General features: G+C 47.1%; 26 protein-coding genes and 1 pseudogene. 17 read left to right on the top strand and 10 right to left on the bottom strand.

The annotated features are described in order from the left end of the window. The first annotated feature begins 161 nt into the window (after nucleotides 1-161). The 4 genes from NF212_RS11065 to NF212_RS11050 all read left to right on the top strand — a co-directional run bounded on the left by NF212_RS11065 (nucleotide 162) and on the right by NF212_RS11050 (nucleotide 3,395). Complete coding sequence (locus NF212_RS11065) at nucleotides 162-635, top strand: YHS domain-containing (seleno)protein (RefSeq protein WP_434360871.1); 474 nt, start codon at nucleotides 162-164, stop codon at nucleotides 633-635. 229 nt (nucleotides 636-864) lie between these two features. Then, nucleotides 865-1,857: an ABC transporter substrate-binding protein gene (locus tag NF212_RS11060; protein WP_434355558.1), complete on the top strand. Its 993-nt coding sequence runs from the start codon at nucleotides 865-867 to the stop codon at nucleotides 1,855-1,857. A 45-nt stretch (nucleotides 1,858-1,902) separates the two neighbouring features. Next, nucleotides 1,903-2,646, top strand: coding sequence for an ABC transporter permease (locus tag NF212_RS11055; protein ID WP_434355556.1), 744 nt, complete (start codon nucleotides 1,903-1,905; stop codon nucleotides 2,644-2,646). Further along, complete coding sequence (locus NF212_RS11050) at nucleotides 2,643-3,395, top strand: ABC transporter ATP-binding protein (protein WP_434355554.1); 753 nt, start codon at nucleotides 2,643-2,645, stop codon at nucleotides 3,393-3,395. The genes NF212_RS11055 and NF212_RS11050 overlap by 4 nt, the downstream gene beginning before the upstream one ends. On the opposite strand, the gene NF212_RS11045 is transcribed toward NF212_RS11050, so the two are convergent. After that, nucleotides 3,392-3,841, bottom strand: coding sequence for a DUF302 domain-containing protein (locus NF212_RS11045; RefSeq protein ID WP_434355552.1), 450 nt, complete (start codon nucleotides 3,839-3,841; stop codon nucleotides 3,392-3,394). The genes NF212_RS11050 and NF212_RS11045 overlap by 4 nt on opposite strands. A gap of 176 nt (nucleotides 3,842-4,017) precedes the next feature. Here NF212_RS11045 and NF212_RS11040 point away from each other — a divergent pair, with 176 nt between their 5' ends. The 4 genes from NF212_RS11040 to NF212_RS11025 all read left to right on the top strand — a co-directional run bounded on the left by NF212_RS11040 (nucleotide 4,018) and on the right by NF212_RS11025 (nucleotide 8,505). Further along, entirely contained in the window at nucleotides 4,018-5,130 is a 1,113-nt protein-coding gene (locus NF212_RS11040) for a diguanylate cyclase (RefSeq protein WP_434355550.1), read from the top strand. A gap of 196 nt (nucleotides 5,131-5,326) precedes the next feature. Beyond that, entirely contained in the window at nucleotides 5,327-6,589 is a 1,263-nt protein-coding gene (gene dcuC / locus NF212_RS11035) for a C4-dicarboxylate transporter DcuC (RefSeq protein WP_434355548.1), read from the top strand. Between the two features lie 16 nt (nucleotides 6,590-6,605). Next, nucleotides 6,606-7,880: an amidohydrolase gene (locus NF212_RS11030; RefSeq protein ID WP_434355546.1), complete on the top strand. Its 1,275-nt coding sequence runs from the start codon at nucleotides 6,606-6,608 to the stop codon at nucleotides 7,878-7,880. A gap of 130 nt (nucleotides 7,881-8,010) precedes the next feature. Continuing rightward, a complete protein-coding gene (locus NF212_RS11025; RefSeq protein ID WP_434355544.1) occupies nucleotides 8,011-8,505 on the top strand; it encodes a hypothetical protein in 495 nt (164 codons plus the stop codon). Nucleotides 8,506-8,621: 116 nt separating this feature from the next. Here the strand turns inward: NF212_RS11025 and NF212_RS11020 are convergent, their stop codons facing one another. Then, the gene (locus NF212_RS11020; protein WP_434355542.1) at nucleotides 8,622-9,374 is read right to left on the bottom strand and encodes a dienelactone hydrolase family protein; all 753 of its coding nucleotides are present in this window, start codon (nucleotides 9,372-9,374) and stop codon (nucleotides 8,622-8,624) included. 174 nt (nucleotides 9,375-9,548) lie between these two features. Between NF212_RS11020 and NF212_RS11015 the strand changes: the two genes are divergently transcribed. Further along, the gene (locus tag NF212_RS11015) at nucleotides 9,549-10,262 is read left to right on the top strand and encodes an SIMPL domain-containing protein (RefSeq protein WP_434355540.1); all 714 of its coding nucleotides are present in this window, start codon (nucleotides 9,549-9,551) and stop codon (nucleotides 10,260-10,262) included. A 73-nt stretch (nucleotides 10,263-10,335) separates the two neighbouring features. Here NF212_RS11015 and NF212_RS11010 read toward each other — a convergent pair whose 3' ends face one another. Next, the gene (locus NF212_RS11010) at nucleotides 10,336-11,484 is read right to left on the bottom strand and encodes a DUF5666 domain-containing protein (protein ID WP_434355538.1); all 1,149 of its coding nucleotides are present in this window, start codon (nucleotides 11,482-11,484) and stop codon (nucleotides 10,336-10,338) included. A 272-nt stretch (nucleotides 11,485-11,756) separates the two neighbouring features. Between NF212_RS11010 and NF212_RS11005 the strand changes: the two genes are divergently transcribed. Then, nucleotides 11,757-12,686: a Gfo/Idh/MocA family protein gene (locus tag NF212_RS11005; RefSeq protein WP_434355536.1), complete on the top strand. Its 930-nt coding sequence runs from the start codon at nucleotides 11,757-11,759 to the stop codon at nucleotides 12,684-12,686. Nucleotides 12,687-12,698: 12 nt separating this feature from the next. Here the strand turns inward: NF212_RS11005 and trmY are convergent, their stop codons facing one another. Beyond that, nucleotides 12,699-13,298: a tRNA (pseudouridine(54)-N(1))-methyltransferase TrmY gene (gene trmY, locus NF212_RS11000; protein ID WP_434355534.1), complete on the bottom strand. Its 600-nt coding sequence runs from the start codon at nucleotides 13,296-13,298 to the stop codon at nucleotides 12,699-12,701. Between the two features lie 129 nt (nucleotides 13,299-13,427). Between trmY and NF212_RS10995 the strand changes: the two genes are divergently transcribed. Both NF212_RS10995 and NF212_RS10990 read left to right on the top strand, forming a co-directional pair. After that, nucleotides 13,428-13,991: a hypothetical protein gene (locus NF212_RS10995; RefSeq protein WP_434355532.1), complete on the top strand. Its 564-nt coding sequence runs from the start codon at nucleotides 13,428-13,430 to the stop codon at nucleotides 13,989-13,991. A 48-nt stretch (nucleotides 13,992-14,039) separates the two neighbouring features. After that, nucleotides 14,040-14,576 carry a peptide-methionine (S)-S-oxide reductase gene (locus NF212_RS10990; RefSeq protein ID WP_434355530.1) on the top strand — a complete coding sequence of 179 codons (537 nt, stop codon included), beginning with the start codon at nucleotides 14,040-14,042 and terminating at the stop codon, nucleotides 14,574-14,576. Between the two features lie 20 nt (nucleotides 14,577-14,596). Here NF212_RS10990 and gdhA read toward each other — a convergent pair whose 3' ends face one another. Next, on the bottom strand, nucleotides 14,597-15,943 hold the full coding sequence (gene gdhA / locus NF212_RS10985) for an NADP-specific glutamate dehydrogenase (RefSeq protein ID WP_434355528.1): 1,347 nt from the start codon (nucleotides 15,941-15,943) through the stop codon (nucleotides 14,597-14,599). 683 nt (nucleotides 15,944-16,626) lie between these two features. Between gdhA and NF212_RS10980 the strand changes: the two genes are divergently transcribed. The 4 genes from NF212_RS10980 (at nucleotide 16,627) to NF212_RS10965 (ending at nucleotide 20,692) form a co-directional block, all read left to right on the top strand. Continuing rightward, nucleotides 16,627-17,412 carry a THxN family PEP-CTERM protein gene (locus NF212_RS10980; protein WP_434355526.1) on the top strand — a complete coding sequence of 262 codons (786 nt, stop codon included), beginning with the start codon at nucleotides 16,627-16,629 and terminating at the stop codon, nucleotides 17,410-17,412. A gap of 420 nt (nucleotides 17,413-17,832) precedes the next feature. Then, nucleotides 17,833-18,858, top strand: coding sequence for a lipase family protein (locus NF212_RS10975; protein WP_434355524.1), 1,026 nt, complete (start codon nucleotides 17,833-17,835; stop codon nucleotides 18,856-18,858). Between the two features lie 197 nt (nucleotides 18,859-19,055). Then, nucleotides 19,056-19,670: a LysE family translocator gene (locus tag NF212_RS10970; RefSeq protein ID WP_434355522.1), complete on the top strand. Its 615-nt coding sequence runs from the start codon at nucleotides 19,056-19,058 to the stop codon at nucleotides 19,668-19,670. Between the two features lie 179 nt (nucleotides 19,671-19,849). Further along, nucleotides 19,850-20,692 carry a phospholipase A gene (locus tag NF212_RS10965; protein WP_434355520.1) on the top strand — a complete coding sequence of 281 codons (843 nt, stop codon included), beginning with the start codon at nucleotides 19,850-19,852 and terminating at the stop codon, nucleotides 20,690-20,692. A 174-nt stretch (nucleotides 20,693-20,866) separates the two neighbouring features. On the opposite strand, the pseudogene NF212_RS10960 reads toward NF212_RS10965, so the two are convergent. From NF212_RS10960 to ppk2, 5 genes and pseudogenes are all read right to left on the bottom strand, one after another. Continuing rightward, nucleotides 20,867-21,079 (bottom strand): annotated as a pseudogene (locus NF212_RS10960) (VF530 family DNA-binding protein); the annotation flags it as partial. Nucleotides 21,080-21,160: 81 nt separating this feature from the next. Then, nucleotides 21,161-21,640 (bottom strand): hypothetical protein, encoded by a 480-nt coding sequence (locus NF212_RS10955; RefSeq protein WP_434355518.1) that lies wholly within the window; start codon nucleotides 21,638-21,640, stop codon nucleotides 21,161-21,163. 184 nt (nucleotides 21,641-21,824) lie between these two features. Continuing rightward, a complete protein-coding gene (locus tag NF212_RS10950; RefSeq protein ID WP_434355516.1) occupies nucleotides 21,825-22,274 on the bottom strand; it encodes a GNAT family N-acetyltransferase in 450 nt (149 codons plus the stop codon). A 132-nt stretch (nucleotides 22,275-22,406) separates the two neighbouring features. Beyond that, a complete protein-coding gene (locus NF212_RS10945) occupies nucleotides 22,407-22,688 on the bottom strand; it encodes a hypothetical protein (protein WP_434355514.1) in 282 nt (93 codons plus the stop codon). Between the two features lie 45 nt (nucleotides 22,689-22,733). Continuing rightward, nucleotides 22,734-23,459: a polyphosphate kinase 2 gene (ppk2, locus tag NF212_RS10940; protein ID WP_434360870.1), complete on the bottom strand. Its 726-nt coding sequence runs from the start codon at nucleotides 23,457-23,459 to the stop codon at nucleotides 22,734-22,736. A gap of 316 nt (nucleotides 23,460-23,775) precedes the next feature. Here ppk2 and NF212_RS10935 point away from each other — a divergent pair, with 316 nt between their 5' ends. Next, nucleotides 23,776-24,675, top strand: a complete 900-nt coding sequence (locus NF212_RS10935; RefSeq protein WP_434355512.1) for a LysR family transcriptional regulator — start codon at nucleotides 23,776-23,778, stop codon at nucleotides 24,673-24,675. Nucleotides 24,676-24,686 lie beyond the last annotated feature (11 nt).

Below are 24,686 nucleotides of genomic sequence, written 5' to 3'. Positions count from 1 at the left end.
TCATTCCTATCTATTATTTCTCCTGCCTGCACGACAGCAATGACAGAAACGTGATTCCCCTCGTTTCTATTATATGGGCTGTCAATTAACGGTTTTGCCGATTTAGTGAACGAAACAATTCAAGCCCGCAGGTAGTCGGGCTATGTTATGGAGAACAGATGATGACTCAACGTAAAAGCCTTTTAACTTCGCTGGCTGTTGCCGGTTTGCTCAGCTTTTCTGCAGGAGCATTTGCTGCAGATATTGATGTAAGTGCGGATGCTAATGACCTGGCTATTAAGGGATATGACCCGGTAGCCTACTTCACCGACAGTAAAGCGGTGAAAGGTGATGACCAGTACACAGCAACTTACAAAAATGCGATCTTCCATTTTACCAGTGCTGATAACCGCGATACTTTCCGTAAGGATCCGGCTGCGTACGCGCCTCAGTATGGAGGATATTGTGCATTCGGCGTCGCAATGGAGAAAAAGTTCGATACCGATCCTGAAGCGTGGAAAATCGTGGATGGCAAGTTGTACCTGAACCTGGATAAATCAGTACAAGAACGTTGGCTGACAGATACCAACGGCTATATCCAGACCGCAGACGGAAACTGGCCTGAGATCAAAGGAGTGGAAGCTGCGAAGCTCTAACCACACGGAAGATTTTTCAAGAACTAACGCCGGGGAATCCCCGGCGTTGTCGTGTTCAGGGGAAGTGAATATTCCATTTCTGCCGCGGGTTAGGGTTTTGGGATTGGCTGGCCAGATACCCGTCTTATTCTAAAGAAGGGGCTGTTTTTCGTCACAAAGTAGCATTGCGGGTACTACTTTCTATGGTTAGGGTTTTAGATGTCCTCAAGGAATCAAGAGGTTATCTGCTATGACTGGGAATATAGCGCTGCGTGCTTTTCGAACTGTTATTTTACCTATTGCTCTGATAACAATGCCTTTGTTCAGCTTTTCTGACGAGTTGCCTACGGTAAGGGTCGGAGTACTGAAGTTTGGCACCATTAATTGGGAAATGGATGTCATTAAAAGGCACCAGTTGGATCAAAAAGCCGGTGTTTCTCTGGAAGTTGTACCACTGGCGTCCAAAAATGCCTCTTCTGTAGCACTACAGGGCAATGCGGTAGACATTATCCTTTCTGACTGGGTGTGGGTAAGCCGCCAGCGGGCATCCGGTAAAACTTACACCATATCGCCGACTTCAGCGACAGCAGGTGGGATCTATGCGGCATCTGACATTCCAATGAAAAGTCCCTGCGATGTCGCCGGCAAAAAACTGGGTATTGCAGGTGGCTCGGTTGATAAAACCTGGCTGCTTTACCAGGCCTATTGCCGGGTTACGGATAAAAAGGATGTCCGGGAAATTACCGAACAACAGTTTGTTGCACCTCCGCTTCTCAATAAACTGATGACACAGGGCAAAGTTCCGGTGGGAATTAACTTCTGGCACTACGGTGCCCGGTTGGAAGCGGCTGGTTTCATACCGGTAATTAACCTGGACCAGATTGTTGCCGGACTTGGCATTAAAACCCAGGTGCCCATGCTTGGGTGGGTGTTTGATGATAAATGGGCCCAAGCCAACCCCAAATTGGTGTCAGCATTTTTGAATGCATCTTCCCAGGCGAGGGAAATATTGAGAACGTCAGACAGTGAATGGGATGTTATCCGTCCTCTGACCAAAGCTAAAACCGATGCGGTTTTCAATGAGCTTCGAAAGGCATACCGACGTGGCTTTGCCGGTGATTTCGGTACTGTTCAGGAACAGGCAGCAAGCCAGATTTTCGACATTTTGGCTAAAGAGGGAGGACAAGCACTGGTGGGGGCGTCACCTACCTTGAGTGAGGGCACATTCTGGAATGCCCCTTAAACGGCGATACCGGTTCGACTTGATGGTGAGTAATTCTGCCTGAGTATGAATTTGCCTAACTACAAACGCTATATTTTGCCAGTGTTATTGTTGCTGTTGTGGCAGTGGACAGCAACAGTGACTGGCAGTCCCGACTATCCGTCCCCCATTCTGGTCATTCATTCTCTTGTCTACGAACTGACCCACGAACAGATGGTTTACCATCTTTCCATGACATTGTGGAGGGTATTGCTGAGCTTCATCATTTCGATGATCCTGGGGGTGATTCTAGGAATTATGATGGGGCGTTTTCCTCGGTTAAATGAACTTTCAGACCCCTTGTTGATTCTCACCCTTAATATTCCTGCACTGGTTACCATTCTGTTGTGTTATCTGGGCATTGGGCTGGTAGAAGCTGCAGCAGTTACCGCGGTTGCACTCAATAAAATCCCTATGGTGGTTGCCATGATTCGCGAAGGTGCCAGGGTGGTGGATAACGAGCTTCTGGATGTTGCCCGGGTGTACCAGCTTTCACGTCCTGCGCGTTTCTTCCGTGTGTTCCTGCCACAACTGTACCCCTACATGATGGCATCTGCCCGTACCGGGCTATCCCTCATTTGGAAAATCGTGCTGGTGGTGGAATTGATAGGAAGGAGTAATGGTGTCGGTTTTAAGCTTCATACCATGTTTCAGTTCTTTGATATTGCCGGGATACTGGCGTACACCTTTGCCTTTGTGGCGATAATTTTCCTGCTTGAGGCGGTGATTTTCAGGCCGCTGGATAACATCGTATCCCGGGGGCGGGCATGATATCCGTTACTTTGAACATCAATAACAAAAGATATGGGAATGGCGAAATGGTTATTGGTGAAATACGGGAAACCATTGAAGCCGGAAAAATCACAGCAGTAATCGGGCCGTCTGGTTGTGGCAAATCTACGCTTCTCAATATGATAGCCGGGCTGGAATGTTCAGCCAGTGGCGACGTGATTTTTGAAGCGAGCAGCTTGCCGGAACCGAATCCCAGTATTGGCTATGTTTTCCAGACACCAAGGCTTATGCCCTGGCTGACAGTGCTGGAGAATATGGAATTGGTTTGCGGGAAGGGTAACCCCAATATTAACAGCACGCTTGATGCGATGGATATATTGGACAAACGCGATGCCTTCCCGTCCCAACTTTCTGGCGGTATGCAGAGAAGGGTCAGTGTTGCCCGAGCATTTGTCTACCAACCCGGATTGATGCTGCTTGATGAACCTTTCACATCTCTTGATGCGCCAACCGCTGATCAGCTTCGTCACCTTTTGCTTAAAATGTGGTATCAACAGCAAACCACTATGGTGTTTGTCACCCACGATCTTCGGGAAGCGATATCTCTGGCAGATGAGATCTGGTTCCTGAGCCGATCTCCCGCGAAAGTTATTCACAAAATAGGTATCGACCAGCCACCAGCCCGATTTCTGGGAGATTCGGCCGGGCGTCAACAGATTGATGAAATTGCGGGGAAGCTGCTGGAACTTCATCCCAACTTACTAAGTGGAGTGACAGAGGATCTTTAATCCGTAGCCGCTTTTGCAAAGCCTGACAGCGCTTTTTTCACTTTTTCCAGAACCGGTTTGCATTTTTCCAGTTGGTGACGTTTGCCGAGGTAAGCGGGGTCATTGTAGGAAAGCCATGTCAGGCCGTTAGTGTCTTGCCAGACCAGCATTTTCTGCGGAAGGTCAAGACCGGTTTTCTGATCGCACTGCATCAACGGGGTACCAACCTTGGGGTTGCCAAAAATAACCAGCCGGGTGGGGTTCAGGGCAAGACCGGCTTTCATTGCTCCTTCATCATGCTTAATTTCCGCAAATACTCGCATGCCTTTAGCACCAAGTGCGTCATACAGACGTTCAACAGTATTTTCTACATTGTGTTTGCTTTGTAGCGTAATGATGCCTTCGTTGGCAAAGGCTGGCAGGGTAAAAAAGCAGAGGATTAACCCCGGTAGCGTAATCCTGTTCATTTTATGTCCTTTTTTGGTCGGTGCAGGTAGGAATTGCTGTGTAATCAGGTATAGCTGCTCTGCCGGGGTTGTGGTGTTTTGGAGCTGGGACAAAAATATGCACGAAAGTGTTTAAGTGTTCTGGGAAAGTGGTCGTCCTAACAACTCGACTTAAGTCCTTACGCTGCGCAGACCCTATGATACCAAGTAAACAAGAACTCTCTGAAAGCGACATATATGTCGACCGGCAAAATCAAATCCAGCAGGAGCAGGGCCGGAAACTCCTACTGATTATTCTTAATGTGTTAGCCATTTTGGTGGGAGTTGAACACTATTTCAGCCATGATGCTGATGATCTGTTTTCCTACTTTGCCTCTGTGTACGGCATTTTGTTCAGCTTGGGTCTGGTCGTTTGGAGCGTGTCAGAAGCTAAAATTATTAAGTGGCAGACTGTTTCCATCGCTGTTGCAGTAATAAGTGCGCTTTCCTGGTTAGCCATCGGGGCACTGCTAAAAATGAATGGCAGTACGCCATCTTATTGTATTTATGGTGTGATCTTTGTGGTTTCCACCATTTTGGCCTTTTTCAGCTACCCACCTGCACTTTATTTATGCCTTGGGCTCGGACTGGTCAGCGGTTTGTTCAGCAGCTTTTTTATCATGCCGCCGGATTACCATACCGACCTGTTTAAGATAGACGCGATGTTGCTGATGACGGGTGTACTCCTTTGTGTGTTACTTCAGCGTTCATTGACGTTTTGGTACCGGACGGCTGTAAAAAATACCCACAAGTCTTACTGCCTGCGTGATGAACTTGGCACTGTTGCACTAATCGATGCCACAACCGGCCTGCAGAACCAGAAACACTTCAATATTTCACTGACCAAGGAAGTGATGGCTGCGCGCCGTGACAACGCCAAGCTCACAGTGATTATTATGAATATCGACTCTTTGCGTTTATACCGGATGACCTATGGTCATGCTGCGACAGTCAAAATGCTGCGTCGAATCACTCGTTGCATGCGAAGAGGGCTTTTCCGCCCCCGCGATTTTATAGCCCGTTTCAGCTCGGACGAGTTCGGTATTATTCTTCCGGGGACGGATTACACCGGAGCTCGCCTGGTTGCCAATCGCCTGAAGAAACTGATTTTGGTCAGTTGTTCACACACTATTCAAGCTCATCTGGGTCAACAGGTAGAAGTACATTACCGAGTGATGGAGTGGAATTCCTCTATATCTACCCACGAGTTGAAGAAGAAGATTACCGAATGCATGGTGGAATGTTCTGCGGAAGCGAGCGGGAAGAATTAGAAAACCAGAATTTCAGAATAGCGACCGGGAAGGTCGCTATTTTTTCATCAGTAAACACTCATTCGAACACATGTATGATATTTGTGTTTTACTTCAAGGTTTTGTTGCTTTTTTAGGCATAGCTTAATTCTCAGAAACAGCAGTAATTATAAGTACCAAGTTAGCGGTATCGTCATTTGTTGATGAGGATTGCGTTATGGATATTGGCTTACTCGTTTCGTTGCTTGTTGTTCTCGCCACAATCTATTTTCTACTCAAACAATTCGAGACCCGGATGGTGCTGATAGGCGCCGGTTTGGTACTCGCCCTGTTCTCTTTTGACCCCATGGCGGCGCTGGATGCGTTTGCCAAACGGATGACTTCCGGCAGCCTGATACAGGCAATCTGTGCCAGTATGGGTTTTGCTTTCGTCATGCGTTATACCCGGTGTGATGAACATTTGGTAAAGCTCCTTTCAAAAGGACTGACCAAAGTAGGTGTTTTGATTATCCCGGCGGCAACTGTTTCTACGCTGATGATAAATACTGCCATTCCCTCAGCTGCAGGCTGTGCTGCGGCTGCCGGTGCAACTTTGATTCCCTTGATGATGAGGGCCGGCATTCACCCGGCAATGGCTGCCGGCGCAGTGTTGGCAGGCACCATTGGTTCGCTGTTGAGTCCAGGTATGTCCCACAATGCCTTCGTTGCTAATATGGCGGACATGACAGTGGTTGAAATGATTGCCTACCATTCACCTTTTTCTCTGACGGTCATGGCGATCAGTGTTGTAGGAGTCACCATCGTGGCTCTGGTCCTGAAAGATCATGTGTATGAGGGGATAAGTGAAACGGCAGACGAAGGGCCAGACGCCGTAACATCTCCCAATGTTATTTACGCTCTGTGCCCGTTCGTACCGCTGGCTATTCTGCTTGCGGGCAACTCGTTTTACCCTGCGATGAAAACAGGTGTACCCCAGGCCATGGTTATCGGCTGTTTACTCGCGCTGCTGCTAACCCGGGTGAACCCGGCAAAATTGAGTAAAGAGTTCTTTTCCGGTATGGCGAACGGTTATGGTGAGGTTATCGGTATTATCATTGCGGCCTCCGTATTTGCAGAGGGCCTGAAGGTATCCGGTTTGATTGGGGAGTTTATTGAAATCCTCAAATCCTCCAATGAGATTGCCCAATGGGGTGCCTCTCTGGGTCCATTCCTGATGGCAGTGCTGACCGGTTCCGGTGATGCTGCGGCATATGCATTTAATGAAACCGTTACTCCCCATGCTGCAGATATCGGTTACACCATTCCTGACCTTGGCATGCTGGCAGCGATAGCCGGGTCATTGGGCCGGACTATGTCACCTGTTGCCGGTGTAACCATCGTCTGTGCCGGTATTGCAGGGATTTCTCCTATAGAAGTTGTGAAACGCACGGCTCCGGCGATGATATTCGCGGTGTTTGTTCTGGCGCTCATCATGGGCTAACAAGGAAGCAAAACCAATGACACATCCCTTTGAAAAACTGATGCAGACATCCCGTCGCAGCTTCCACCGTGTACCAGAGGAAGGCTGGACTGAGTTCCAGACCACTGCGAGGATTATTGAATCACTGCGTGAACTGGACTTTGATGTCCTGAGTGGGCAACGGGTAATTAACCCGGAGTATATTCGCGGCCGTGATGAAAAGCTGGCGTTAGAAGCCGAACAACGTGCCCGCGAGTCTGGTATTGAAGCAGAATTTCTGGATGAAATGGAGGGGCTGACAGGCTGTGTTGGCATCTTGGAAACCGGTGTGCCAGGGCCAGTAACAGCACTGCGTTTTGATATTGATTGTGTAAAAGTGACAGAAGCACAAACGGATGACCATATACCCTGCAAAGAGGGTTTTGCTTCAACTCGGCCGGGCTTGATGCATGCCTGTGGGCATGACGGGCATGCTGCAATTGGTATCGCGCTCGCTACCTGGCTGAGGGTAAACCGGGAGAAATTCTGCGGCACCATCAAACTGTTGTTCCAACCGGCTGAAGAAGGCGTTCGGGGAGCCCGTCCAATGGCCGAAAGTGGTGTACTGGATGACGTAGACAACTTCCTTGGTATGCACCTGAGTTTTATTGCCAACAGTGGCGAAGTGGTGCTGAACCCAACCCATTTCCTTTGTACCACCAAGTTAGATATTCGCTATAGCGGTAAACCCGCCCATGCAGGTGCAGAGCCCCATAAAGGGCGCAATGCGCTTGCGGCAGCGGCTAATGCCAGTGTGCAGCTTATGGGGATTGCCCGTCACGGAGAGGGAATGACCCGGATAAACATTGGCGAATTACATGCCGGAGAGGGGCGTAACGTGGTGCCGTCACACGCAGTGTTAAAACTGGAAGTACGTGGCGAGAATGAAAGCATAAACAGCTATATGGTCGAGCAGGTGGAGGCTGTCGCCAAAGGCTGCGCAATGAGTTTTGGTGTAGACGTTGAAACTGAAGTAATGGGCGAAGCGGTGGATCTGGTCAACAGTCCGGCGCTTATTGAACGGTTGGGAGCCATTGCCCGTGAACACCCCTCAATCGAAACGGTAATTGAAGACAAGGTGTTTGGTGGCAGTGAAGACGCCACCATTTTGGCAAAACGTGTACAGAAAAGAGGAGGAGAAGCGCTGTTCTTTATTGTTGGTGCAGACCGGAAAGCGGGGCATCATCAGGCTGAATTTGATTTTGATGAAAAGCAGATGAACACCGCTTTCGACCTGTATGCGGGAATGCTGACACAGATTCACGCATATTAAACTCACACAGAGCTGGTTCAGTTGGATGTATTACGCTCATTACCATTTACGTTAGTGCATGATTTCATTGATATACGGAATTTTATTTGTATGATGTATTTCCTTTTTCAATGCATTTCTGGATTCAACAATGAGTAATGAAGATAGGCCAATTGAACCAGCCTGCCGTGGTGGCTTTTTCCAAGCTTTGACAAAATTGCTGCTAGCTTTAGTCGCGATTGCTGTATTTCTCTGGAATTTTGATGGCTTCTGGCAGACAGATGTTCACCCGCTGGTAACATTTCAAAAGCAATACTTCCCTGTAAAGTTTAAGGAAGAAAAACTGAAGGTTAGTAATGTTTATTACAACAACGAACTGATTGATGAAATTCAAGAAAGGCTTGTTGAAGAGAGACAACAAGAGAGGAATTTAGCCAGCAAATTGACGAAAACAAAACAGCAGTTGGAATACTTTAAAACTTTGGAAGATCAAAAGTGCGAGTACTACCAAACTTCGCTACAAATGCTCCGTCAGCTTAAAAGGAAATATTCCGAAGATGAGTTGAATGATGTGTTGCGATGCACGAATCAAGAATGTATTGATATTAGGGATAATAATCCAGCATCTGTGTCATTTTGTTCTTAGCTTTAAAGGAAAACTTAATTGTAATGAACTGTCCCGGATGATTTCCATTCGGGATAGCAGCTTGAATAACCTTAACGGGTATTCGATTTTGATTTAGAAAGATTGCAAAAGTTTACTTATTTTGCGGTCACTTCTTCCAGAAACGCATTAAACCGTGCCCATGATGCCTGGTCAGCATCTTTCCGGTATCTGTCGCTGCCAAAGACGGTAAAGGCATGGGGTGCGCCGCTGTACGTGATCATTTCATGGGAAATGCCGGCTTGTTCCAATTGCTCAGTTAAGTCAGCAAACTGATCCATCGTAATGGCGGTGTCTGCGCTGCCGTGCAACACCAGAATTTTCCCCTTTGTCTGAGAGTAGTCCTGTCCTTCCGGGGTCATCAAACCCCCGTGAAACGTTGCAAAACCCTTAAGATCAGCGCCGGAACGGGCAAGCTCCAAAACGGCCGCACCGCCAAAGCAGTACCCGGCAGCCACAAGGTTTGATGTGTTTGCCCCAAGTTCCCCGGCTTTAGCGACAGAACCGTTCAGTATCGCCCGCATTTTCTCCCGGTCTTTGTAGAGTTCTCCGGTGTGCTGCCGCTTGTCTTTAACCTCAGTCGGGCGGATCCCTTTGCCGAACAGGTCGGCCGCAAAGACGGAATAGCCCAGTTCATTGAGCATGGCTGCCCGCTTGATTTCATAGTCGGTGAGACCGTCCCAGTCGTGCACTAACAGCACCAGCGGCGCGCCTTTCTCTGCCGGTGAATAATAACCTTCATAAGCGTTACCGTTGACGTCATAAATGACGGCTTCACCGGCAATTGCCCTGACAGTTAACAGGGAAACGACAGTGAACAAGAAACAAAGGAATGCAGAAATTCGGGTCATGGCTGAGCCTCCTTACTCGATGAAGGGAAAGTATAGTTAACGGCTAACCATTGTGTGGTTGCACGGATGGAATCTCTGAGGACTCTCGCTGTTGAAAAATGCCTCACACTACGCAATTTTCATCCCCCGGTTTCGCCTAAAATCGAGTGAGTTAAACGGATTGGGAAACAGATTATGGAGAAGAAAAGTATTGCCAGTGCAGGGCTTCTTGGCGGTCTTGTGGGTGCCGGGCTTGTGCTGCTTGGCGTGGTGCTGGGAGGTACCGCATTGGACATCAAGGAATACGAGCGAACCGTGACAGTAAAAGGGCTGTCGGAGCAGGAGTACCCGGCGGATATTGTTATCTGGCCGATTCAGTTTGCCGGCGCGGACAATAATCTCGAGAAGCTCTATGACACCCTGGATGAAAGTACCCAGAAGATAGATGCCTTTTTAGTAAAAAACGGCATACCGGCGGGTGATATTTCTGTTTCCAGCCCGAGTGTAACGGACAAATCGGCCCAGAGTTGGGGCGATGACAATGTTACTTTCCGTTTTTCCGGCCAGCAAACCGTGACGGTATACTCCAAAGACATTAAGGCGGTGCGAGCCGTAATGGGAAAACTCTCCGAGCTTGGCAAGCAAGGAATAGTCTTTACCGGCGGTTATGAATACCAGACTGAATACCTCTTCACCCGGTTGAATGAGATAAAACCGGCAATGGTTGAGGAGGCCACCCGGAATGCGCGGGAAGTTGCCAGAAAGTTTGCGGAAGACTCAGACAGCAAACTGGGGAAAATCAAACGCGCTTCACAGGGGCAATTTGTCATCACTGCAAGGGATAAAAACAACCCGCATATCAAGAAAGTCCGGGTGGTTTCGACAGTTGAGTATTACCTCTCTGATTAACCTGACAGGTATAAAAACGCCATCCTCACCAGAGTGGGGATGGCGCAGATTTCACATATACTTTAAGCAGAAATCAATCGTCTGACGCTTCAATCTCGCGAGCCAGAAAGGTTTCGCCAATCTTGATACCTTCCACTTCTACTTCACGGCCGAACAGGTTGTGCAAAGGGCCGTCTTCAATTTCAGTCATTCGGTCGAGGGTCAGTACGATATTGCTCATGCCGGATTTGAGCAGCACTGTTGTGGTGTTGCCTGATTCAAATTCTTCAATAATACCAGTACGCTCAAATTCCAATGTGTCCCAGGCATCGTCCATGTCATCAAAATCCCAGTCTTCGAACTCCACTTCTGTTGCCATTCGGGTATCGCCAGATTGGCTTGATTCAACTTCTACCAGACGGCCGGGACGAAGATCAGTTTTTGTGCCGTCATCGTCAAAATCGGTGGCAGCATTCACCGCAAATCGAACGCGGTAGTTAACATCAAACGATGAATAATCGTTCGCTACCCATGTTATGACGCCTTCGATTTCGCTATCCCCGGTGACATCACTCAGATCAGCACGTGAAATGTAGTTGGCGCGAAATTCGCGGGAAGTTGGTTCATAAAAACCGTCAACTTCTACCCATAACGCGTTGTGCAGGGACAAACCTTCCTGGATGGTTGCATTGGCGTAATTAATTTTGGTAGCACCAATAGTGAATGTTGACTTTGTCAGGTTGGCAACCAGTCCTTCTATTTCACCGGCATGTGGTGCAGTATCCAGCTTCACCACAGACAATACGTGGTATCCGGCGTTGGCTGTTGGCAATGATGAAACCATCACCCAGTCATTGAGCTGGATATGCCGGCTTAGGTTGGTAAAGTGAAGGTGAATGCCGTTAACCACCAGCGTATTGCTTTCCGTATCAATGGAAGTTACCTGGCCTACTAAAGTTGGGTCTACCTGTACGGCGGCACCAAAGCGTGTGGCAGTTTTTACCTTAACAGTAACGTTGTTTTCCAGTTCATCGAATGACAGTGAATTGTTACCTAACTGAATGGAATTCACAGCAAAGCTCTGTCCATTAACTGTGATGCGTTGGTTGCTTTCATCAAGTTGCGATATTGAACCGTAGGCAGCGTTTACAGAAGAAGATGGCTTTGATTCTGAGCCGCCATCGCTTCCGCCACATCCGGTCAAAGCCAGTGCTAACAAAGAGGTATAAGTGAGCTTTTTCAAGGTAAACATCCGCTGAGTAAGATATGAAAGCGATACTAGCGGTCAGGTCGCAGTCAATGTCAGCGTAAAGTGAGCAAAACTAAAGGAATCTGAAAGAAAGTGAGTGGTTGTAATTATAAGGAAAACAGCCATTTATCTTGATTATGACTCTGGTTAGTTGTTTTGTTGGATGGAATGAATTCGCATTGAATAGCGGGTGGGAAGTACCTTGTAATCCCCTGATTGATGGCACAATATGGCCTTAATCAAAAGAGCAAAAGGACAGGGTCAGAATGAAAATCGGTATCGTTGGGTTAGGGGACATTGCCCGGAAAGCATATCTTCCGGTAATTACGACTTTAGAGAACCTTGAACTCGTTTTCTGTACGCGTTCTCAGGCTTCCGTGAAGGAGCTTGCTCAGAAATACCGTATTGCGGAATATACGACTGACTACCGGGAATTACCCAAACTGGGTGTTGATGCGGTGATGATCCATGCTGCAACACGGGCCCACGTTGAAATTGCTTCATTCTTTTTGCAGCAAGGGATACCGGTCTTTGTCGATAAGCCATTGGCTGATGATGCAAACAGTGTTGAACAACTTTACGAGTTGGCTGAAAAGCGCAACCAACCCCTGTATATCGGATTCAACCGACGCCATATTCCGCTGTTTAATCATTATGTACCGGAGTTAGCGAACGGCGAGTGTGGAGACCTGTTTTCCCTGCGATGGGAAAAACACCGGTTCGACCTGCCGGGTGAGCTCCGCACTTTTATTTTCGATGACTTTATCCATCCCCTCGATAGCGTAAACCTGAATGCCAGGGCGAATGTTGAAGATGTCTGTATTACCCACCATATGCAGGGCTCCAGTCTTGCCCGTCTGGATGTACAGTGGCAGGCGGGAAACACACTTATTCAAGCATCAATGAATCGGCAGTTTGGCAGAACCACCGAAAGGGTGGCTGCGACGTACCAAAACCGGGCTTATGAATTTGATTCTTTTGTAGAAGGGAAGTGCTGGAAGGAAAATACCGAAACCCGCCTAGCGCTGAAAGACTGGACGCCAATGCTGGCAGGAAAAGGGTTTGAACATATGGTTGCGGATTGGTTGCGGGTCGCTGAATCAGGCCGGTTGGATACCCGGGTGGTTAACCGCAATATCGCCAGCCACCAATTGGCTGACGATATCCTCAGAACGATCCAAGCCTCTCTCGTTTAATCGCAGTTGTAATCAGTAACCACGAATATCCAGTTCGTTCTGAATAAGGGTCACGCACTGGGAAGCAAACAACATCTTCGGCCCCAGGCTGATATGCTGGGTGTTAAGGCGCTTCAGGGTCGGAAGTGTCTTTTTCGGCATCGGGATGTGGTCTGTCAGCAGGAAGCACGGGTTGCCGGTAATTTCCTGCTCGCGGAATGAAGTGCCTTTTTTATCCAACAGGTAAAGTTGATAGTCTTCTGCCAGGCGCTTTACCAGTTTCTCAAAGCTTATAGTTTCGACTGTTATGCCGGACTCTACCTCACGGTGTTCTTCCTTGCCCATGCTGACAGACGCACCCAAGGCATTGGCAATCTTTTCAATCAGCGCCTGCTCATGGAACCCACCGATATTACGCAACAGGCTGGATTCAAAACGAATGGTCCGGGAATAGTCATTGGTGGCTTCCATTACCAGGTAAACCACGATGTCATCACGATGCGATTGGGCGGTGAAAATGGCGTTCATCAGTACATGGGCAAGGATCTCACCATGCGCTTCCTGACCAACGGATGCCAAAAAAGTGTTCTTGTCTGTGGAGGCGGCTCGGGCTCTAACTACAAAAGCTCTCATTAATTGTCTCTTTCTTGCAGGCGGCCTGATGGCCGTAAATAAGGCTGGAGTATGATAATGCCAAAACGGCACTGGCTCCAACAGGGAAAGTAGAACGTCACATAGGTGCTTTGTTACCATGGTTTATTATTGCCTAAACCAAGAGGTTTCCCATTGCTTCGCTTCTACATACTGACTCTAAAAGGAAACAGCAGGAATAACCTCGCCAAGCTCCCTGCAAGCTACGTTATATCCGGCTCCAAGTGGATTGGTTGGGTAGGAATTATCCTTGCAGTGATGGTCGGGCTCGAACCCCTTACTCAGTTTGTGCAAGCTGTTATGGCGGCTGATTTTTACCTGCTTGGGTGGGTTAACGCAATCTGGTTGGTACTCGGTTGTATATTGTTTGTATTAGGGCTGGATCAGCTGAAAGTGACTGGAACATTGGAAATCACCGCCAAGACTGTGGAGTGTAACTACCGAAACCTGTTTGGAACAACCCGGTGGAAAGAACGAATATCCGGCTACAAAGGTCTAAAGGTTAAGAAAGAGTCAGAGAAATCCGGTGTGTTTAACGCAATTATCTACACCATCTGGCTGGAACACTCGAGTAAATCACGCTCAATTCGTATCTCCCGGGCAGGCAGTGATCTCTACATTGAAGAGGATTTGGAAAAGTACTGTCAGATGTTCGGTTTAAGAACGGTGAAATAAAGCGGCAACCTTATCCGGTCTAATCAACACAATTTCAGAGGGTAACGCATGAGTCAGGTTGCTTTTAGCGGGAGTTGTTACTGGTGTATGGAAGCTGTGTTTCGCTCCCTTAAGGGGGTGAGCGATGTCGTTCAGGGTTGGGTTGCTCCGACAACCGAAAATGATACCTTTGTTGAAGGCGTTTTGGTTACTTATGATGCAAACCATATTTCATTGCACGACCTGATTGAAATCCATGTTCATACTCATAGTGCCACTTCACATCATTCCCTGCGGGAGAGGTACCGCTCGGCAGTTTATGTAACAGCAAAAAGAGATTTGGCGCGAGCAAATGAAGCAGTAAAGGCATTACAGGCAGATTTTTCGGATCCTCTGCTTACCGAAGTCTGTGAATTTGCCGAATTTAAACCCTCTGATTCAAAGATGCAGGACTACTTCTATGCAGATCCTGGAAAACCTTTTTGTCAGGTGAGAATTGTCCCCAAGTTGAAGACGTTACTGGAAAATTTCAATGAGAAGGTAGCGGAAGAGCGTAGGTCGATCATCGAAGAGCAACAAACAGGTTCGATGAAAAGGCCCGTCTGACACGAGCCTTTGAAGGCTTTTTAGCAAACGCCCTGAGCCAACATGGCATCAGCGACTTTCACGAAACCGGCGATATTTGCCCCTTGCTCGTAATTGATGCGGCCATTTTCATCCCTGCCATACTCTGCACAGGTGTCGTGGATACGGCGCATGATGTCTTGAAGGCGCAGGTCAACCTCTTCTCTGCTCCATCCAAGGCGGAGGGCATTCTGGCTCATTTCCAATCCGGATGTGGCAACGCCACCAGCATTGGACGCTTTTCCGGGCGCGTAGAGAATACCAACATTGTTGAAGACGGAAACAGCTTCAGCTGTGCTCGGCATGTTTGCACCTTCAGCCACAAGTTGTACGCCGTTGCCTGCCAGTGTTTCAGCATCGTGCCCGTCCAGTTCGTTTTGTGTAGCACACGGCAAGGCTACATCCATTTCATACTGCCAGGGTTTGCCGCCCTTGGTGTAAGCCAGACCCAATTCATGGGCGTAATCGGCAACGCGTCCACGCTGCACGTTTTTGATTTCCATTAACCGTGCGAGTTTTTCCTGAGTAAAACCATCCGGATCATAGACGGTGCCACAAGAGTCAGAGGCGGTAATTACCCTTCCGCCCATTTGCATGGCTTTTTCGATAGCATATTGGGCTACATTGCCGGAACCTGACACACCAACTCGCTTACCTGCCAAGATCTGGCCTTTTTCTTTAAGCATGGCTTCCACAAAATAGAGCAGGCCATAGCCGGTTGCTTCTGGTCGAATCAAGCTGCCACCAAATGACAGGCCCTTACCCGTGAAGACACATTCGGCACTGTTTGAAAGCTTTTTCATCATACCAGCCATGAAGCCGACTTCGCGTGCTCCTACACCGATGTCTCCGGCGGGAACATCGGTATCAGCACCAAGATGACGGTGAAGTTCAAACATCAACGCCTGGCAGAACCGCATGATTTCGTTGTCACTTTTTCCCTTAGGGTCAAAATCACTGCCACCCTTTCCACCACCCATTGGGAGAGTGGTAAGGGCATTTTTAAACGTCTGCTCAAACGCGAGGAACTTGAGTACAGAAGAGTTAACTGAAGGGTGGAATCGCATTCCTCCTTTGTAGGGACCAATAGCTGAGTTGTGCTGAACGCGAAAAGCTCGGTTAACATTCACCCTGCCGTTGTCATCAACCCAGCTTACTCTGAACTGAATTAATCTTTCCGGCTCTACCAGACGGTCAAGGATACCGGCTTGGATGTACTGCGGATTTTTTTCAACGAATGGCCAGATTGATGAAATCACTTCAGTTACAGCCTGGAGATACTCCGGCTGATTAGGGTTGTTGGTGGCAACACGAGCCAAAAAGGCGTCTTTAAGTGTCGCTTCGTTCATTGCTAACTCCTGTCATGAATGCAAAAACTGCTGGTGGGGATGTTGTGTGTATTGTCTTTTTTTTATCCAACAGCCTTTATATCAGGGAGATGCCTGCAGCCCTAAAAATGATGAATAAATATTCATCACACTTCCAAATCAGGAAATAAAATGTTTAGTTTTGTTTACGAACAGCTTGGGTTAATGTAAGTGGGTAGAGTCATATATATATTAAAAACAGATGGTTAAACATTTCCTCGTATTATATATGGGTCTGTTTGTGTATTGAGCTGTGAATGAGTAATCGCCATGTATTGCTTCTTTCCTGCTACCCAAGATTTTTCCATTTCTACTTAATTACCACTGCCGGTTTGGCAATGCCTTGTAAGGTAAATTTACTGAGTCATTAAGTCAGCAGAGCTTCTCTGAGTTGTCAGGGAATTTGACCATGTCTGGTGGTGTGAATTAATGCGATTTCACGTTTAAGACTTTGTAAATTATGGATTAAGACTCTAGGGAATACTTGATTTGTGAAAATGCATATCGGGATACTTGTCGGTTTTTTTTACATGGCAAGGATATTACCCGGAATAAAATTTATATTAATTAATTGCTTATTTAGAAGGTACGCAACTTGCTTTGTATGCAGTGTTGCCCTGTGCAACTATGCAATCAGTTCTGGATGAACGAAAGGAGCCTTCTAAATGAAAAAGATTTTATTATCCGCGTTTGCAGCCGCAGCATTCTTTGTATCCGGTGTGGCCAATGCAACGTTCGTAACTGAGTGGGGGTACAACTCTTCGCTTCAGTGGGACACAACTCAAACGACCTTTACGGCAGGTGGCGGAACACCGGGAAATACCCCATCGCTGTTAAGTTGGGGTGCGACAGGGGGAGACCATACTGATCTGCTTGCTGACCCAAGCGATAGCCGAAGTGCCCTTGAAATTACAGGTTCTCCTGCTGCGGGATCAGTATTTACCAATGGTGCACTGGAAACTGTGGGTACAATTACACACTGGAATAACGCAATTTCGAGCGCATTTTCTATCCTCGAGACCGGTGTCCTGTCCTTTTCTGTTGTATTGAATGCAATCGACCCTCTGGGGGGGGTACTTGCGCCGATAACACAGAATTTTTCGTTCAGCTTCGCGGAAACAAGCAACTCTGACCCCTGTGGATTCCCAGCCGGTTCCGTATGTGACGATATTTTCGTGTTGACGTCTACAGATTTTGTTAAGAATTTCAGCTATATGGGAACGAACTATGAGGCATCGATCATCGACCCTAACCTGATTCTTCTATCTGACGATACCTGTGCTGCTGCGGGCGTGGCTGCAGGCTGTCGTGGTGTGCAGACCTTAGAAAATGACACGTCTAATGTTGATTTCAGGCTCAAAATTACAACTGTTCCGGAACCTGCAACAATCGCGTTGTTTGGGGCTGGCCTATTGGGTTTTGCTCTCTATCGTCGCCGTAGAACCATTTAAACCAACCGCATTTTTTCTAATTAATAAAGAACCTCCTGGTTGGCAAGCACCCGGGAGGTTTTTATATACACCCAAACATACTACCCCGCATGCTTTACTAGTCACATCAACATCATGAATATCATGTAGAACTTCATTTATTTGTCATGCATTTATCAGATCTGTCTCACAATTGATTAAATTCGTATTATCTAATAGAAAATGCTTCTATCTTCTCAATATTTTCTCAATTCCCAAGAAATATAACAAGTTAATAACATTCTCGGTGCGATGGTAATACAAATTCATTTTCTATCCCTCCTCCATAAGATACTGGTTTTCTATTGAGACTATTTGATACTCTAATAATAATTAAAAGTGATACTAGAAGTATCAATATTACCCAGTACGACGTGTTTTAATATTACAAGGATAAGTAAAATGAAAAATATATCCGCTTACTCACTCGCCCTGTGTTTGGGCTTTACTGTGCATACTGCTTCGGCAACTACCTCTGAGGAGTTAGGGAATATCGGCTCATATGTGGATTCAGTGTTGAATCCGAATATGTCTGTTACGGCCAATCCGGCTGGCACAACCTATAAAACGCACCAGCCCCCCTCAGTTAACCAGGCGGGAGATGCGCTGTTCTACCTTTCATTCTCTGAAAACGTTTATAAAAGCTCAGGCGCACCTCGAGGGTGGACCCGTGAAGAAGTCATCAGCAATGCCTCTACCGGCTATTATGCCGCTGTTTATACAAAAGGCAGTTCAGCAGTTATCGCATTTCGTGGCAGTGAACTGGGAACCGATGACTGGGTGACTAACGGTATTATGGTTGAAGGGGAAGTACCAGCACAGTACCAGAGTGCAATCACTGACTCTGCAGATCTTGTGAACCGATATAGCAGCTACAACATCCACTTCACCGGCCATAGTCTTGGTGGTGGCCTTGCAACAGTTGCGGCGTTGCGTACCGGAGAGGATGCCACCGTATTTGACGCAGCAGGTGTCGGTGATGCGGTACTAGGTAAAATCAAAGATGCACTTGCAGCAGACGGTCAAGCAAGAAGTGCCTGGAGAGGCAACTCCGAAGGGCTGGTAAATTACAACCTGGAAGGGGAAATGGTCTCTGATCTGGACTTCCAGCAAGACGCCGATACCTTGGGTGTGGATTCCAAGCAATACGGTGACATTTTCTACCTGTCAGCAGACCGCTTTAATCCACTCCCGCTGGCTGATACTGGCCTGACTCGTCACTTTACGATTTCTATCAAGGAAGAGCTCCAGTTCCTGGCACAGCCAATCTACCGTAACAACACCAGTGATTACGACAGCATTGATAATGACATCAATTCGTTCCGTGCTTCATTTTATATCGATTGGACGGAAGATACGTTGCAGCTGTTGGCTTGGCAGGTTGAGTACGCAATCAATTCGTTCCCAAGCCTGTTAAATGAGCTTTAATCTGAACCACCTCATTGGCTAGGAAGACCCGGCGGCCTGATTCATGGGCCGCCTTTTTGTGTCAAAAGTAAAAACAGCACTGAATCGCTGCAAAATCTACACCGCGTGGGTGACATGAGTGATTCCAACTTAGGGCAAATTCTGACAGTCTTTTAAAAGACCAGATCTTGATTGATTTGCTATCACGGAGGAAAACTATGCTCACAATGGAATTTATGTTGACCGCACTCGTTGTCGTCCTTATTCCGGGTACAGGCGTTATTTTCACTGTGACCTATGCATTGATTCAGGGCAGAAGCGCTGCGTTTTATGCCGCTTTGGGGTGTACGGCAGGTATCGTTCCCCATCTTTTGGCAAGTATCTTTGGTTTAGCGGCTTTATTGCATGTAAGTGCCGTGGCATTCACCACACTGAAATATCTTGGCGTGCTTTACCTTTTTTATCTGGCAGTAGTGATGTGGAAAGACAACCAGGGCTTTTCATTTGATGGCGAGACGGAGCCGGGTGCAGGCTGGCGAATCGCTGTCTGGGCGATGCTGGCAAATGTACTTAATCCCAAACTGTCGATTTTCTTCCTGGCTTTTCTGCCTCAGTTTATTTCACCGGTTAGCTCAACGCCGGTTACGGAAATGATGGTGTTAAGCAGCGTCTTTATGCTGATGACCTTTGTGGTATTCCTGGGTTATGGTCTGGTGGCAAGTGGTTTCAGAAATGCTGTGATGCGCTCTGAACGTTTACAACAGCGGATGAAAAAGATGTTTGCAGCGGCATTTGCCGGTTTGGGTGTAAACCTCGCTATGTCAGAACGTTAACCTTCATGATGAGTTTTACCCTTTCAGAAACGGAAACTAAGCTATTGCTTTTACACCTCTAATAACGGGGATTTGCGGATTGTGGGCATGTTTGGGAGGGTATAATGGCCTCCTTGTCTTTACGTATCATTCGCTGAACTCCATCGGTGGGATGATGCTTCGATATTCAGGTTCTTCCCATGAAACGCATTGTCTTTTTCCATGCCGGCTTATTGTGTCTTGTGTCTTTTGGCGTGCTGGCAACTGGAAACCAGCCCTCAGTCTTTACGTCTGATCCTTCTTCCCAACCTGTTCTTCAACTCGAACCTTATCAGGATAACTATATGTTGCCTGTGTATTTCACTGAAGAGCCCGCCCAACAATATTATGCGCCGCAGAACCCGAATGGAGGGAAAACCGTTGGCCGGACTAATTTACAGTTTCAATTGAGTGTGAAGTTCGGACTTTTTTCAAATCTGCTGACTGACAATGATGATGTGTACGTTGCCTATACGCAGCGTTCGAATTGGCAAGCCTACGCAAAATCCGCCTATTTTCGGGATACCCAGTATCAACCTGAATTGTTTTGGGTTTTCAGGCCGGAAACAAAAATCGGGGACTGGACTGTAGACAGCTATCGCTTTGGCATGGAACACCAATCCAACGGAAAAGGGGGATTTTACGAGCGTTCATGGAACCGGGCATACGCCGATATCACGTTGAAAAATAGTTCTTTTTGCTTTGATGTTAAGCCCTGGGTAAGGCTGCATTTTGGTGGTAAAGATTATAACCCGGACATTATGGACTATATGGGTTATGGGAAAGTATCAGCGACTTATACCATCGACAGGCATCAGTTCAAGTTGATGCTGAGAAACCAGGCCGAAAGTGGATTTTCGAAAGGCTTTGAGCAATTGAGTTGGAATTTCCCGATTGTTAGCGGGCTACATGGTTACATGTTGCTGCAAAGTGGCTACGGGGCTGCAATTTCAGATTACAACCACTATGACAATGCCATCGGTGTGGGGGTGTCATTTTTCTAAATCCGGGACTATACCAACAGCAAGCAAGTGCGACTGTTGGTATTTCTGATTTCGAACGGTGGAGCGCTGCGGTCAGGCTCAGGATTTTCTGAGGTTCTTCCAAGGATCGACTTTTGCTGTTTTTTCCGTTCGTTGCGTTAGCTCTTTTTTCATCGGTTTTGGTGCAGCCCCAAAGAAAGTGTCTAGGTATAGTGCTTCAACCTTGTCACGGGCCCACTGGGTTTTACGGAGAAATTTCAGGCTGGATTTCACCGATGGGTCACTGCGAAAACAGTTGATTGCAATACGATCTGCCAACCCCTGCCAGCCAAAATGTTCTGAAAGTTCGGTGACAATTTGTTCTAGCTTAACGCCATGCAGTGGATTGTTTGGCTGGTTTCCTGACATCTAACGGGTCTCTTGGGTGTTTAAAGGCAATCGGCGGGCACTTTATCACAGTCCCCACCCAATCCCGAACAACAAGAGCACTCAGCATTTTCCCATTTTTTCGCAAAGGCCAATGACGAGCACGCTCAGTGTTACACCGCTGACGGACAACATGGCAGTGACCGCACCGACACTGACTCCGGTCATGGCAGAAATGATGGTTGCCAGGCCAGCCACTGAGTATCCAGATGCGGCCAGTACAGCAGCGATGGACATGCCACCGGAGACAATCACGGTGGCGCCGACAGCTGCTACTATACCCGCATATGTGAGTGTAGTGCAGGCGGCACAGCTGAATTTGCTTTTCATCAGGGGAGTGTTCTGGGCAGCATATTCCTGGGACACCTCTTCTTGCAGTTCTTCTACAGGTACACCCGTCAGGCGTTGCCTGAAGCTGTCCGGCGTTAAATCCAGAATATCCCTGCCCCTATTTTCCGGAGCCTGGTGGGCGTTCAGTGCTTCGTCGATTTCACTGCCAATTGATTTTGCCATTGCCAGTGTTTCCTCAGTCACTTCCTTCATATTCTTTTCCTTATAGTTACCTGAATTCCTGTTGACCAAAACAACCAATGAATGATCCAGAGGGGTGTTAAACACAAAGTATTGGACAGGGATGAGAGGGTCCGCTGCGCTGATTGGGAGTATTCCGCTTTTTAAGAAGGGAATTCACTTTATGGTGCTGCGTATTTGTGCTGGCCCAAAATACTCAAGAGTTGAGCTTCTTTTCCATAGGTTGAAACTTCAGGCCGGATTTTTCATCTGGTATTCCGACTCTGACAAAACCAAAAGCCTCATAGGCTCCTACTGATGTGAGTGATGCACTTACAGTGATCCTGTTGCCTTTCACGTATTGCTGGATGGCTTCCAGGAGTGCCCGCCCGATGCCTTTACCTTGATGGTCAGGAGATACAAACAGAGAGGCGATATGATGTTCATCCCTGAGTTCTACGATACCCAGTAGTTTCCCTTTACTTACATAGGCTAAGACCGTGTTGCCTTCGGTCATTCGTTTCCAGATATTTTGCTCTGATGCGATAGAAAGGAAAGAGGCAATACCTTCCTCTGTCAGGGTAGGGGCAACAGAAGCCATAAATGAAGCAATACAGACTTCACTGGCAGCTGAGAGGTCTTCAAGCCTTAACGTATTAATTCCCACAAACAGTCCAGAATTCGAATTTTATGACCAACTATTTGAGTATGCCATTCTTCAGTCAAATAGTGGTGTTAGGATAGGGAATTAAAAGAAAAGTGAGGTCGCTGCGGCGACCTCTGTACATAATACTTGCTGCTACTTCTTTGATTTTTTGCTTATTTTCTTGGCTTTTTTAATGGCTGATTTCTTAGAGGCCTTTTTTTCTGCAATTTGAATTGTCCGGGCTTCTTTAAGTTTTTTACGGGCTTCTTTAAGTTTTTGTTTTGCCTTGTTGGCAGCACTTTCTGCCTTTTCCGCTTTTTCCATCGCGATTTTAGCACTCTCAACGGCAGCGTTTGCAATCTCGGCTGTTTTTTCTACTTCCTGCTGACTTTTTTCAATAATCCGCTGGAGCTTTTCAAGTTTGCTTTTTGTCATTACTTCCTCCTTGCACTGAGACAATTATTAGATTTTTCTATTGAGTTAAGGCGACTTCACAACCAAGTGATCAACGTTGTCTACCACATCATGGTCTTTGCCTGGATAGTCCAGTTGGCTTAGAAAATGTCGCATACAGTTGATTCTTCCTCGTTTTTTGTCATCTGAAAGAATGACAGTCCAAGGCGCATCTTTCGTGTTGGTATGGAACATCATGGCTTTTTTCGCCTTGGTGTAATCTTCCCATTTGGAGAGTGAAGCCATATCAACCGGGCTGAGTTTCCACTGTTTTAACGGGTCATTCTGTCGGGATTTAAATCGGCGGAACTGTTCCTCCCGACTGACGGAAAACCAGTACTTGAAAAGCTTGATGCCGCTGTTGGTGAGCATCCGCTCCAGATCCGGTGTCTGGCGCAGGAACTCCAGGTACTCATTGTCGTCACAAAACCCCATTACCTTTTCAACGCCTGCCCGGTTGTACCAGGAACGGTCGAACAGAATAATTTCGCCCTTAGTCGGAAGGTGTTCAATATAGCGTTGGAAGTACCACTGGTTGCGCTCTCTGGCATTGGGTTTTTCGAGTGCGATAACATGAGCACCACGCGGGTTCAGGTGTTCCATAAATCGTTTTATGGTTCCGCCTTTCCCGGCTGCATCCCGCCCTTCAAACAGGATCACAATGCGTTGGTTTGTCTCTTTTACCCATCCCTGCATTTTCAGCAGTTCTATTTGGAGCTCATGCTTATGCCTTTCATAGTCAAGGACATTCATTTTCTTGTTGTAAGGATATTTGCCGTCAGCATTCCAACGTAGCCCGGTGTTTTTGGCATTGAGATCAAAAGCGACCTGTGCGTTGTTTTTATTTAGTTGAGGGAGTTGGATGTTGTTTGATTCGGATATATGGCTGGTGTGACTCATGGTGCTTCTCCCTGCTGATAATCGAATGCTATCGCTCGCATGATTTGGATATAGGATGGCGTTATGTCTCAAATATAAGATTCTTCGTGTGATGCGGATATTATGCATTATCCGAACCTGTAACTTAAATGTTATAAATGTATAAGTAACATAACTATTAATTATCGATATGAACCTGACCCAACTTAAGCTTTTCAACGAATTAGCGAGAGAATTAAGCTTTGTAAAAGTAGCCAAGCTGAACCATATCAGCCAACCGGCTGTCAGTGTACACATTAAAAAGCTCGAGCAAGCCCTTGGCCAGCAACTTGTGTCACGTACCTCCCAGACAACTCAGCTTACGCCTGAAGGTTTACTTATTCTGGAAGACGTAAAAGAGATCCTGCGGTTATGCGACAACATTAAAGTCAGATCCAATTACAAACAGGGGATATTGGAAGGGCATATTCGGGTTGCAGCCATACACAGCGTTGGAATGTATGAAATAGGCGATTTCCTTGCATCGTTTATGAAGTCCTTTCCAAAGGTTTGTGTCCACCTTGAATATAAGCACAGTGAGGATATCTATGAGGAAATTAAAAAAGAAAAGATAGATATCGGCATTGTTGCGTACCCACAGAATATGCCAAGAATTGAATTTCTCCCTTATGCAGAAGATGAGTTGTGCCTGATTGTGGGGAACCAGCATCGTTTAAGCCATAAAAAGTCTGTCCCACTCCGAACCATTGAAAATGAGCCTTTTATTGCCTTTGGCGAAGGTATCCCTACCAGAGAAGCGATTGACAGCCTGTTTGAGAAAAGAGACGTGTTCGTAGACATTCGTATGACCCACAACAATGTGTATACGTTGAAAAAGTCGGTAGAAGCCGGGGTAGGTGTCTCTATCGTTCCACATGCCACCGTAAAAGAAGAAGTAGAGAAGGGTACGCTTAAGCGTATCAAGATAAATGATATTGATACTAAAAGACCGCTTTCTATCATCCACCTGAACTCACGGGAGATGTCGATGCCGGTCAGTGTTTTTGTTGAACAACTGCTGGCCTTTAACCGGGCACCAACAAGCCGTTGAACAAGGCGCAT

Origin of the sequence: Parasalinivibrio latis (assembly GCF_036825535.1) — a bacterium.
Classification (GTDB): Bacteria; Pseudomonadota; Gammaproteobacteria; order Enterobacterales; family Vibrionaceae; genus Parasalinivibrio; species Parasalinivibrio latis.
The sequence above is the reverse complement of the archived record's forward strand: the minus strand, read 5'-3'. Positions and strand labels throughout refer to the sequence as shown.